The sequence below is a fragment of the Hydrocarboniphaga sp. genome (assembly GCF_028291725.1).
In the GTDB taxonomy this organism is placed as follows: domain Bacteria; phylum Pseudomonadota; class Gammaproteobacteria; order Nevskiales; family Nevskiaceae; genus Hydrocarboniphaga.
Genome location: NZ_JAQGNT010000051.1, coordinates 126,148 through 138,154, shown reverse-complemented (window position 1 = coordinate 138,154; position 12,007 = coordinate 126,148). Strand labels below are relative to the sequence as shown.

The following is a 12,007-nucleotide window of genomic DNA, read 5'->3' as shown; positions in this document are numbered from 1 at the left end:
CGCGATGCGTTTACTGATCCTCGATGACCAGGCGGATGTCGGCCAGGTCATCGCCCTCGCCGCCCGCTCGGCCACTTGCGAGGCGCGGGCCACGACGAATGCCGATGCGTTCTTTCAGACGCTCGATGCCTGGAGTCCGACTCACCTGGTCATCGATCTGGTGATGCCCGACATGGACGGCGTCGAGGTGGTCAGGCGTCTCGCGGAACGAGGCTGCCGCGCACGCATCATCATCGCCAGCGGAGTCGGCAGCCGGATCCTGGATTCGGCGCGGCGGCTCGCCATCGAACACAACCTGGATTTCGCTGGCGTGCTGGCGAAGCCCTTTACCCCCCGCGCGCTGCGCGCCTTGCTGATCGACGTACCCCAAGCTGTGCCATTCGACCCGCTGACGATCGCGGTCACCGCATCCGAGTTGCAGCTGGCGCTGACCCGGCACGAGTTGCAGGTCTACTACCAGCCCAAGGTGCACTGCAGCGGCGGCCAACTCGCCGGTTTCGAGGCGCTGCTCCGATGGCATCACCCGATTGCCGGCACCATCCTGCCCGACCGGTTCATCCCGGTGGCGGAGAGCAGCGGCCTGATCCGGCCGATCACCGACCTGGTCGTCGAGCAATCCTTCGCCTGGCTTGCCCGCTCGTTCGCCGACGCGGATTGGTCGATCTCGGTGAATCTGTCGCCGCTGGTGCTCAACGATCTGGGCCTCGCCGACCGGCTGCTGGCACGAAGCCGTCAGCATGCGATCGATCCGAAGCGCCTGATTTTCGAAGCCACCGAAACCAGCGCGATGGATCAGTCGATCAACTCGCTGGATGTGCTGACTCGCTTGCGCCTGAACGGGTTCCAGGTGTCTATCGACGATTTCGGCACGGGTTACTCGTCGATGGCGCAGTTGGTACGGATGCCTTTTTCGGAAATGAAGATCGACAAGAGCTTCGTCATGTCGGCCCTGCAATCCAGCGAATCGCGCGCCATCATCGAAGCCACCGTGGCGCTCGGCCACAGCCTGGGGCTGTGCGTGACCGCCGAAGGCGTGGAAGACGCGGCGACGCTGGAATACCTGCGCATGATCGGCTGCGATCTGGCGCAGGGCTACTACCTGGCCCGCGCGATCCCGGGCAACGAAGTCGGCGCCTGGATCACCGGGTACCGGTCGCGCCTGGCGGCCGCTGTTGGGTCGCCGGTTCTGCCGGGGATAGGCGCGCGCCTATCGGCTGTGTAAGCCGGGCGGGCGCCCCGCCTACGGCGCGGGCGTAGCGCTCTGCGCAGCGGGCACGGGCGCCGGCGCGTTCGACGGGCTGGCATCGGCCGGCGGCTCCTTCCTGGAGCGCTCCGCCTCTTTCTTCGCCGCGTCGCGCTCGATCTCGTCCGGCGACGGCGGCAGCACTTGCACTTCCAGCGCCACGGTGTTGATCACACTCGGATCGTCGCGCAGCTTCAGGTAGAGCCGGCCGTCCGTCGGATGCGGCACCGGCAGGCTGTAGCCGGGGAAGCCATCCGATACCTGCACCGCCTGATCGAACTGCGGATTGCCGGATACCGAATCCACCAGGAACAGATCAGAGCCGGACAGCTTGCAGGCGCGCTCGGCGCTGGCCGGGCACTTGAGTTCCTTCAGCACCGGCAGACGCACCAGCGACACCAGCGGCTGCCAGTCACCGTTGACCGCGTTGGCGATGGGCCGGAATTTCAACGGCCCGAATGCCGAGAAGCCGAAGGCCTTGACCGGGTCGAGCGTGACCAGCGCGACCTTGGCGTCGCCGAGCCGGATGCCGCCGTTGGCGATGGTCAGCTTGGCCGAGAACGCCTCGTCCGCGGTCGCCACCTCGATCGCCTGATCCGGCGGGAACGTCGCCGGCGTCTGCGCGCGTACCGAGAACGTGAAGCGCGCGTCCTGCGGCAGCTCGTCCTGGTTGGCAAGCTGGATGTTGCTGTCGCCGCTGGAGCGCGACGGCTGCACGTTCTTGCTGATCAGCGTGACCTTGGGACGCGGCGCATCGATGCTGGCGGTGACGCGCGAAACGCGGCCGTCCTTCAGCGTCACCCGGGCGGCGATGCCGTTGTCCGGCTTGAGCGCGGCGGCGGCCTGCGCATCCTGCGCGACCATCGTCAGCGAGTCGCTGCCACCCTGCGTCGACAGCTCGCCGGGCGCGAAGCTGACCGCGCCGATGACCAGGCTCGCCACCTCGTCGAGACGGCTGCCTTTGAGCGTGCCCTGCGAATCGCCGGCGTGCATCGCGAAGCTGTCGAGGCGCCCGGCGTTGGAGAACACCTGTATCGGCACCGGGTGCGGCTCGCTGACGCCGGATTGCGTGATCATCAAGGTCATCGCGCCGGGCTGCGCGTTTTGCAGCGGCAGCTTGACCTCGACTTCGCCGGGCTTGACCGTCTTCCACTCGGCTTTCAGCTCCTTGCCGGCCGGGTCCCTGAGCATGATGCCGTCGACGCAGCTGCTGCTGCTGGCACGCAGGCGCACGGTGTCCTGACGGCCGACAATCAGCGCATCTTCGTCGTCGTCGGCTAGCGTCCAGGCGTTGGCATTGGCGTTCTTCAGCGAGAACGTCGGCCCCTGGTAGGTTTCAAAGCCCCAGTAGCCCTGCAGCTGCGCGCGCACCGCGTCGCCGAGCGCGGCGCCCTGCAGGCTCGAGGTGTTGACGACGTAGCCGCCCTGCGCGGCATCGGCGCGCGCCGGCAGGCGGATCGTCTTGCCGTCCTTGCCACTCAAGGTCAGCGTGATGTCGTGGGCGAAACCTGTGGAGAACGCCAGCGGTGCTCCCTCGACCGGCAGCAACAGCGCCGAGCGGCCGGCGCAATAGATATCGGTCGGATCGACCGGGCGCAGCGGCGGCAGCGAGGCTTTCTTCTCGATCGCCGGCAGCGCCACGACCAGCACCGACTTGGGGCTGTAGAACGACGGCGCGGCATTGAGCGTCAAAGCCAGCTTGTCGCCTTTCTGCGAGGACAGCGCCGGGATGTACTGGAACTGCGCGGTGCCGAAGGAATCCAGGATTCTGACGATGTCGAGCACCGACGCGATATACGGGCTGTACACGCCGTAGCCAAGTTCCGGCGTCGCCGCGGCCGCCATCACCAGGTCGGCGCCGGGGCCGCTGGTCAGGGTTTCGGCGATCGACATGCTGTGGCCATCATTGAGGATCAGCGCCTCCTGGCCCTGCGTCAGACATGCCGCCTGCAGCAGCGGAATCTTGTCCAGGCATTTCTCGTCGACCTTGATCGCGAGGCTGCGCGCCAGCAGCGGCGCGACTTCCTTCAGCACCGCCGGATCGCCCTGGTTGAGCACGTGGATCGCGTCCAGATAACGCTCCAGGCGTGAACGATCCAGCGCAGCCTGGTTCAGATCCTGCGTCGCCCGCACGAAGGCGCCGGGGCGGCCGCGCACGGCGCTGACCAGCGCATTCATGTCGCCATTGGTGGAGGGTGCCAGCAGCACCAAGACCTGCTGCGCGCCCTTGGGCACGGTGATGGTCAGGCCTTCCTTGGAACACTTGCCGGTCCAGGTCTTGCACGGAAAAAACCAGCTCTCCGGCGGCGGATTGGTCGAGCCGCTGAGGAACGCCGCGACCATCAGATAGTCGGCGGACTGCGAGGCCGGGAATTCCGGCTTGATCCAGATCTTGTCGCCTTCGGCCAGATTCGGAACCTCGGACGCCGGCAGGATGGTCTTGCCGCGCGTGACGACGACGTCGAGCGTCGGGCCGGCAAGATCGAACGGTGCCGGGGCCGCGGCCTGGGCCACACCCGCCGCCAGGCTTGCAAGAAACAGCAGACACAATCGCAGCGCCATAGCGATACTTCCGGAATCGGTGAGCGACTTGAAACCGCGCGTGTTCATGGACGTGATCATTGGTACTGGGTGGCGATGCCGGCCCAGGTTTTCTCGACTTCCGCCAGCAGCTGCGTGAATGCCAGGTGCTCGGCCTCCAGGCGCCGCTTGTCGACAACCGCAGCCGAGCCCCAGCTGCTGGCCAGATCACCGAGTTTGGCCGTGGCTTGGGCCGACCCGTAGGTGTAGCCGGTACGCACATCGGTGAACACCGCCGACGCGGTGGAACTCACGGAGGCATCGGCGTCCGGCGCGCCGCCGAGCTTGATCGAGCTGAGCGGCGCATAGGCCTGCCCCTTGACCTGGAATGCGGTCTCGACGGTGAACACGAGCAGGATATCGGCTTGCAGCTTGGCGGCCGCCAGGCGCAGGTCGCCTAGCGATTCGAGCTTGATCGGCAGCAGTGCCGGATTCAGCGTCGTCGCGCTGTCCACGGCCGGCCAGGTCGTCAGACTCTTGACCTGTTCTTCGTTGAGCAGCTCCTGCGCGGTCACCAGGCTGAAACGGCCTTTGCCGTAGCTGTCCGCGGTATATGACTTGTATTCCGGCGCCTGCACGCGGACCACCGCGATGCTGGCCGGAAAATGCGGCGCCGGCAGGCGCGTTACGACTTCGCCGTTATCGCCGCCGCCGATCTGGTCGAGACGGACCGGGCCACCCGGAGTGGCATAGCTGGCGCAACCGGCACACAGCACGGCGACGGCAACAACTGAATTTCGCAACAAAAACCTTCTCCTTGCCATACGGCGTGCAGAGTTTAGCGGTCCCCAGCTGAACGAGGGGCTGGCGCGCATCGGGCGAAAACCTCGGCGAAGGATTGCCGACCTACGACAAGCAGTCCGATCACGGGCACCCGTTACCAACCGGAACAAGCGGGCCACCGTCCGTTCAGCTTGCCAATGTCACCGTGCGTACCGTCGAAATGCGTCCCCGACGCATAGACCCGAATCGTAATCAGGAGTTTCCAAAATGACTAAAACCCGCCGCTCCATTCTCGCCGCATCGCTGGCCGTCGCCGCGATGTTTTCCTTCGGCAGCATCAGCAGCGCGAACGCCGCGACCAAGGACGATCTCGACCGGGATTCCCAGCACGCGCTGGAGACGCTCTACAAGAGCAACCCGGCTGCCGAAGCGATCTCCAAGAAAGCCAAGGCGATCCTGGTGTTCCCGTCGATCATCAAAGCCGGCCTGGTGTTCGGCGGCGCTTACGGTGAAGGCGAGCTCGTGCAGGGCATGAAAGTCGACGGTTACTACAACTCGGTCACCGCGTCCTGGGGCTTGCAGGCCGGCGCGCAGTCCTACGGCTACGTGGTGTTCCTGATGAACGCCAAGGCGCTCGACTACATCCACAAGACCCAGGGCTGGGAAATCGGCGTGGGCCCGACCGTGGTCGTGGTCGACGAAGGCGTCGCCCGCAACATCTCGACCTCGACACTGAAGGACGATGCGTATGCCTTCATCTTCGATCAGCAGGGCCTGATGGCCGGCGTCAGCATTGAAGGCTCGAAGATCTCGCGGATCAAGACCAAGTAAGCGCGGCAGGCTGCAAAAAAAGGGCCGCTCTGCGGCCCTTTTTCGATGATGGAACCGACGCGGCGCGCGAATCGTAGGTCGGCAATCCCTTGCCGACATGAGGCCCCGGTTGCGCATCGACGGTACACGTCGGCAAGGGATTGCCGACCTACGAGCGGTTGGGCTCGCGCCTCAGACCAAGACCTGGCGCGTGTTGCGGGCGAACCAGTGGATACGCTGCTCGACCCGGGCATCGATCAACTGCTTCGGACCCCGGCCATGCGGGCAAGGCAGGCTCGGCGTAGTGCCGAACAGGCGGCAGATCAGCGGGCGCTCGTCGTAGACCTCGCAACCGTTCGCGCCCAGATGCGGACAGCTCAGTTCGGCGAGCGCCGCATCGTGGATCGCTTCGCTCTTGCGCGGCAGCCGCGCCATCTCGTGGGATGAGGCCGTCACCGGCCCGCAGCAGTCATGACAGCCGGGGATGCAGTCGAACGACGGAATTCCTGGGCGCAACTGTTGGAGAGTCTCGTCGGCGGAGCTGATGTCGATGTCGTTCTCGAAGCGGACGGGGCCGGCCCGCGAAGGGCGTCACTCTAACAAATCGCTTTCGCCGAACTCGCCGTGCTGTGACCGCGCCGACGCACGCCATTGACCGCCGCCGCGAGCGCCATTGATGATCACCCGATCAGGGGAGTATTCATGGACAACACCGCGGGGCGGAAGGACGCGGCTGGGGAAGATGCTGCGCGCTGGCGCTTCGGCGAGGTCGTGCTCGACGAGCGCACGATGGAACTGCTCGTCGCCGGGCAGAAAGCGGAGCTGTCGCGCAAGCCGCTGGAGCTGCTGATGTACTTCGTCCGCAATCCGGGCGAAGTCGTCACCAAGGAAGAGCTGTTCGAGGCGGTATGGCCCGGGCGCATCGTCTCCGAAGCCTCGCTGACCAATGCGATCGGCCGGCTGCGCACCGCGCTCGGCGACGAGACCGTGCAGCAACTGATCAAGTCGGTCTATGGCTACGGCTATCGGTTCATGGGCGAAGTCATTCGCGAGGATGCGCGCGCCGCCGCGATGCCGCCACCCGGGCCGGCGCTGGACTTCCACGACGGCGACGCCGTGCCGTTTCGATCCAGCTGGCTGCTGCGCAAACGCCTCGGCGCCGGTGGCGGCGGCGATGCCTGGCTCGCCACCGAATCGGCGACGCAGGACGCTCGCGTCTTCAAGTTCGCGCGTGATCGCACCGCGCTCAGCGCGCTCAAGCGCGAAATCACCCTGTCGCGCCTGATGCGCGAAAGCCTCGGCGAGCGTGCCGATTTCGTCCGCGTGCTCGACTGGAACCTGGACGAGGCGCCGTACTTCATCGCCATCGATCATTGCAACGAAGGCAGCCTCAGCGACTGGGCCGACGCCAACGGCGGCATCACCGCGATGCCGCTGGAGCAACGGCTCGATCTGCTCGCCCAGGCCGCCACGGCGCTCGCGGCCGCGCATTCCGTCGGCGTGCTGCACAAGGATCTGAAACCGTCCAACCTGCTGCTGCACCGCGCCACCCGCGACGGCGCCCTGCAGCTGCGGCTGTCGGACTTCGGCAGCGCACGCCTGATCGACCGCAGCCGGCTGGGCTCGCTGAAAATCGCCCAGCTCGGCTTCACCCAGACCGTGCTCGTCGACGGCACCAGCGGAACTCCGCTGTACCTGGCGCCGGAACTGCTCGCCGGCCAGCCGCCGACCATCCGCTCGGATGTCTACGCACTCGGCGTGATCCTCTACCAGCTCGTCGTCGGCGACCTGCGTCGGCCGCTGGCGCCGGGCTGGGAGCTGCGGGTTGCGGACCCGCTGCTGATCGAGGACATCGGCGCCGCTGCGGCCGGCGATCCGCAGCACCGGCTGGGCGACGCCGCCGAACTCGCCGAGCGCCTGCGCTCGCTGCCGACGCGACGCGAACAGCGGTCACGCGAGCACGCGGCACGGCAGGAAGCAGAACGGCTCAAGGCCACGGTGGACCGCGCCCGCGCCCGGCGCAGTCTGTGGCAGGCGCTGGCGGCGACGCTGGTGATCGGCCTCGCCGCGACCTCGTATCTGCTGTGGCGATCCACGCAGGCGCAAAGGCAGACGCTCAGCGAAGCCGCGCGCGCCAACGCGGTCACCGCCTTCCTCACCGACGACCTGCTCAGTGCCGCCAACCCGATCTTTACCGGGCGTCATGAAATAAGCATGCGCGAGGTGCTCGACCACGCACAGCAGCAGCTCGATACCGCGTTCAAGGACCAGCCGCGCGCGCGGGCAACGCTGGAACGCGTGATCGGCGGCGCCTATGCCGCGATCGGGCAGACCGAGCAGGCCGAGGAGCTGATGTCGGCGGCGGAGCGGGATCTCACGGCGCAGATCGGCGCCGCTGCCACTGAGACACAGCTCGCACGGCTGACGATACGCAACATGTACCTGAACATGATGCTGGACTACGCCAACGCGATCCGCTGGTCCCGGCGCATCGTCGAGGCCGAAAAAGAGGCGGGCTGGCCGAACATGGCGATCGGCAAAGACGCCGAAGGCCTGCTGGTCGTTGCCGGCTGTCTCCAGCAATACCGCCACGACGCGGTCTCGCGCTGTAGCGAGGTCAGCCGGACCTTCTATCTGGACACGCTGGCGAGCTTCGGCCCGGACAGCCTGGCGACGCTGCATGCGCAGGTGTTCTATGGCACCACCCTGATTCGCAACGAACGCTACGCCGAGGCGATACCGGTGCTGGAGCCCGCCTATCAGGGCATCCTCCGGCTCTATAGCGACGACAACCTCTGGCTCTTCCAGGCCTTCACTCTGCGCAATCGTGCGCTGGCCTACGGTGGCGAGGCGGCGGGTGTCAGGGCCGCGCTGGATCAGGGAGTCGACTTCGCCAAGCGCATGTACGGCCCCGAACACCGCCTGCTACTGAGCAGCCGCATGGTCCGTGCGCACGCCAATCTCGAGATCGGCAATGCGGCCGCCGCCCTGGCCGAACTGCAGGACTGTCTGGACATTGCGCTGAGAACGCCGGAAGCGACGCCCGGCTACCGCGTAAGCCTCATCAATGAACTCGCGCTGACGCTGGTTCGCATGGGCCGCCTGCCGCAGGCCGAGGCCGCGATCGCCGACGGCCTGTCGCATATCGCGCCGCAGGAGCAGCCGAGCGGCTACTGGACGCTGCGCCTGCGCGAGCAGCTGGCCGGCATCAAGCTGCAGCTAAAGGACGATGCCGCCGCCGAGCGCCTGCTGCGGCAGAACCTTGCCGAGGCGAGCACGCTGTTCAACAAGGGCGAGTGGCTGCTGGGCTGGGACCAGTATCTGCTCGGCGACTTCCTCTGGCAGCGCGGACGGCACGATGAGGCGCGCGCCCTGCTGGTGTCCGCGCATCCGATCCTGCTGGACGCCCTGGGCGCGGTCGATTGGCGAACCCGCAAGGCCCAGGCCGCGCTCGCCGCAGCCGGACCGTAGGGCGGGTTAGCGAAGCGTAACCCGCCGTTGCCAGCAGAATCACGGAAGGCGGAATACGCCTTGCGGCTATTTCGCCCTACGAGCTAAGCCCATGATCGATATCACGTTCATCGAAGTGTGAAAGACGTTTGAATGATGTTTGGTGATTGCGAGGATGTTCTGGAGGGCGAAGTTCATTGTCACTCCGTCGCCGGGCCTTCCGGCGCTAAACCACCTCTCACACCTGCAACGGAGTATCGCCATGAAATCCTTTAAGACCCTCGCCGCCGCCCTCTGCCTCGCCTCGTCCGCCTTCGTCACCGTCCCTGCCCATGCCGGCGTCTATCTCAACGGCCTCATGCTCAACGGCTTCACCGTCAATGGCATGAACTTGAATGGCATCACCTTCAATGGCTTCACCGTCAATGGCATGAACTTGAATGGCATCACCTTCAATGGCATCACCTTCAACGGCACCGCCGCGACCGGCGTCGCCGCCGGCACGCCGGTTGCCGTGACCCTGCCGCCGGACACGGCCGCCCGCTAAGCCTGCACCGCGACCTCATCATGGCGCCGGTTCCGATCCCTCGGTCCGGCGCCATTATTTTGGTCGGTCCACGCGAACCCGCCGGAGCTTTTCGATGTTCTTCAAATCTTGGTTGTGCGGCTGTGCCCTGATGCTGGCTTTCACGGTGGATGCCGCGCCGCCACAGACCGTGTCCGCGCCGGATCTGGCAGCCGAGCACACCGCCTTCGTGCTCAAACTCGCGAACGGCCGCGTGCTCAAGGGCGTGCAGATGCAGGGCGCGGTCGTGCACATGGCGGTCGAGGGCGGGCAGATCGCCTCGATCAAGCTGGCCGCGATCACGCCGGACCCGAAAGACTCCGACATCCTGCGCCACGAGTTCCAGGTGCAGGACGAGCACGGCGAGTGGAAGCCGGCCTGCCAGCCCAATTTCTATGGCGAGACCTGGGGCTTCCCGATCTCGCTGCCGGAACATCATCCCGGGCGTGAAGGCGCGATCACGCTGACCTGCTCGTCCGGCGCGGTCGGCAAGTGCGTGCGCTTTGGCTACAAGCCCTGGGCCAAGGGGCCGCATGGGGAAGATCTCACGCCGTACCACGCAGCCTGCGTGCACATGGTGCGCGCGGACTATGCAGGCGATGACACGCCGCATACCAAGAACGGCACCGACATCGACGTCTACGACTATATCGGCATCCAGTCGCCGGAATCGCTGGCTGATCCGAAGTTTGCGTTCGAGGCCGGCTGGGCGCCGGGCGGCGCGGTATGCGTGGCGCATACGCGCTGGAGCGATGTGATCACGACCGCGGCACTGCTCAAAGCCTATCCACAGTTGCCGCCACCGCAGACCTGCAGCGAGGCATCGGCAGCCCGCTTGGGAGCGCTGCTGTTCAATCGATCCAGGCTGTAGCTGTAGCGGAAGCTCGATTCATTCACACTTACACACGCAATCCTTGGGGGGAAATCCGATGAACACATTGCAAACGACCCGCGCCTCTATCCTGATCCTCGCGCTGTCCGCATGCGCCGGCATCGCCGCCGCTGCCGAACCGAACACGGCGCCCTCTTTAGCAGACCAGCTGGATTACCGCGGCTGCTCAGAGCAGACCGCGCTGCTGATCGTACCGGCGATCCTGATGCCGCCGCTGGCGCCGGGCTTCGTCTACACCACGCCGGCCGGCGACTCGCTGCTGGCCGCGATCCATGTCAGCACTTCGAGCTGCGAGTCGGTCGATGGCGGCGGTCCGGAGCAGGAGATGCTGGCCTTTGCGCTGGTCAAGCCGCCCGCGGAACTGACGATCCCCGAGATCGGCACCTACGCGGTCGCGCTGGGCGGCTACACCAACGGCCAGCAGACGCTGGCGACGTTCGAGTCCTGGGGTATCACCGATCTGATCCAGCCGGGGAGCGTCGATATCAAGCTGGCCCAGTTGCCGCTCGCCCATATCGGCAAAGTGATCGCCAAGAGCGCCAGCAGCCGGGTCGCAATGCACATCACCGCAGTCGGCTTGCCGACGGACTTCGGTGGCGGCCGCACGCGCGCGTACTACATGCCGAACGGCGTGCTAGTTGCCAGCTTCGATGCGATCTACACCGCGCAACAGGGCATGAACGCCGTCGGCACCGTGATCCAGACCGGCGACGGCTTTCTGCCTTTGGGGATTTCTGCGGCCGTCGGCTCGCATGCCTGGGGCTACGACCTCACGGTCGGTGAGGTGCAGTATTACTGAGGTACTACTGAGGGGAACAGCATTGCGTAGGCCTTGAAGTCTCAATCGCGGTCAAGGACCGCTCCTACAGTCGCGTATCACCGGTGCTTGAGGCCTGTAGGAGCGGCCCTCGACCTGCGCAGGGGTTCCCTAGAAGCGCTTGAAACCCGGCAGATAGCGCCACTGCCCCGGCTGCAATTTGGACATTGCGATCTGGCCGATGCGGATGCGCTTGATCACGCTGGTCTTGAGGCCGACCGCCTCGCACATGCTTTCGATCTGCGCGGCGCGGATATCCTTGGCGGCGAAGCGCAGGCGCTGCTCGCTCTGCCAGCTGACCTTGCAGCCCGGCAAGCGCCAGCCGTTGGCGGTGATGCCGAGATTGAGCTGCTCCATGCCGCCTTCGGCGATCGTGCCAGTGACATCGACGACGTATTCCTGCTCGATCTTGCTGGCGTCTTCGGTGAGTTTCTTGACCACCTGAAAATTCTGCGTCAGCACCAGCAGGCCGCTCGCGTTCGGCGCCAGGCGCATCGGCACCGTCAGCCGCGCGAAGTGGCGGCGCAAGGTGCGCACGGCCGGGTCGGTGTGCTCGGTCACGCGCGATTCCGGCGACAGCAGCTTCCACGCCGGCTTGTCGCCTTCGTCGGAATCGTAGCCCTCGGGTTTGTGCATCACGATCGTGACCAGGTCGATCGGCTCGGGCTTTGCATCCGGCAGCAGCTCGACCTTCTGGTCAGTGATCATATGTTGCGGCTCCTCAATCACCTGCCCGTTCACCGTCACCCAGCCACCCTCGATGTACAGCTCCGCCTCGCGGCGCGAGCACGAGGTCAGCGCGACAACGGTTTTGGCGAGGCGGACAGGTTCGGACATGGCTTGCTCTACGGCTGGTGATGCCCATTGTAGGCGGGTACGTCGCAGGCCTCGCGCTTTTACACGATCAACCGCAGTCCGCTATTGGAG

10 protein-coding genes are annotated in these 12,007 nt (G+C 65.9%); 6 read left to right on the top strand and 4 right to left on the bottom strand.

From position 1 onward, the window contains the following. Positions 1–4 precede the first annotated feature (4 nt). Positions 5–1,222, top strand: coding sequence for an EAL domain-containing response regulator (locus tag JWQ90_RS14715; RefSeq protein ID WP_299695535.1), 1,218 nt, complete (start codon positions 5–7; stop codon positions 1,220–1,222). Between the two features lie 18 nt (positions 1,223–1,240). Here JWQ90_RS14715 and JWQ90_RS14710 read toward each other — a convergent pair whose 3' ends face one another. Then, positions 1,241–3,805, bottom strand: coding sequence for a hypothetical protein (locus tag JWQ90_RS14710; protein WP_299695533.1), 2,565 nt, complete (start codon positions 3,803–3,805; stop codon positions 1,241–1,243). 56 nt (positions 3,806–3,861) lie between these two features. Further along, the gene (locus tag JWQ90_RS14705) at positions 3,862–4,566 is read right to left on the bottom strand and encodes a hypothetical protein (protein ID WP_299695531.1); all 705 of its coding nucleotides are present in this window, start codon (positions 4,564–4,566) and stop codon (positions 3,862–3,864) included. A 247-nt stretch (positions 4,567–4,813) separates the two neighbouring features. On the opposite strand from JWQ90_RS14705, the gene JWQ90_RS14700 reads away from it, so the two are divergent. Then, entirely contained in the window at positions 4,814–5,377 is a 564-nt protein-coding gene (locus tag JWQ90_RS14700; RefSeq protein ID WP_299695529.1) for a lipid-binding SYLF domain-containing protein, read from the top strand. A gap of 171 nt (positions 5,378–5,548) precedes the next feature. Here the strand turns inward: JWQ90_RS14700 and JWQ90_RS14695 are convergent, their stop codons facing one another. Next, positions 5,549–5,902 (bottom strand): YkgJ family cysteine cluster protein, encoded by a 354-nt coding sequence (locus JWQ90_RS14695; RefSeq protein WP_299695586.1) that lies wholly within the window; start codon positions 5,900–5,902, stop codon positions 5,549–5,551. A 156-nt stretch (positions 5,903–6,058) separates the two neighbouring features. Between JWQ90_RS14695 and JWQ90_RS14690 the strand changes: the two genes are divergently transcribed. The 4 genes from JWQ90_RS14690 to JWQ90_RS14675 all read left to right on the top strand — a co-directional run bounded on the left by JWQ90_RS14690 (position 6,059) and on the right by JWQ90_RS14675 (position 11,062). Next, complete coding sequence (locus tag JWQ90_RS14690; protein WP_299695527.1) at positions 6,059–8,827, top strand: winged helix-turn-helix domain-containing protein; 2,769 nt, start codon at positions 6,059–6,061, stop codon at positions 8,825–8,827. Positions 8,828–9,068: 241 nt separating this feature from the next. Then, entirely contained in the window at positions 9,069–9,353 is a 285-nt protein-coding gene (locus tag JWQ90_RS14685) for a hypothetical protein (protein WP_299695525.1), read from the top strand. A 94-nt stretch (positions 9,354–9,447) separates the two neighbouring features. Next, positions 9,448–10,242: an ADYC domain-containing protein gene (locus tag JWQ90_RS14680; RefSeq protein WP_299695523.1), complete on the top strand. Its 795-nt coding sequence runs from the start codon at positions 9,448–9,450 to the stop codon at positions 10,240–10,242. 58 nt (positions 10,243–10,300) lie between these two features. Continuing rightward, positions 10,301–11,062, top strand: a complete 762-nt coding sequence (locus tag JWQ90_RS14675) for a hypothetical protein (protein WP_299695521.1) — start codon at positions 10,301–10,303, stop codon at positions 11,060–11,062. A 129-nt stretch (positions 11,063–11,191) separates the two neighbouring features. Here JWQ90_RS14675 and JWQ90_RS14670 read toward each other — a convergent pair whose 3' ends face one another. Beyond that, positions 11,192–11,917 (bottom strand): RNA pseudouridine synthase, encoded by a 726-nt coding sequence (locus JWQ90_RS14670; protein WP_299695519.1) that lies wholly within the window; start codon positions 11,915–11,917, stop codon positions 11,192–11,194. Between the last annotated feature and the right edge of the window lie 90 nt (positions 11,918–12,007).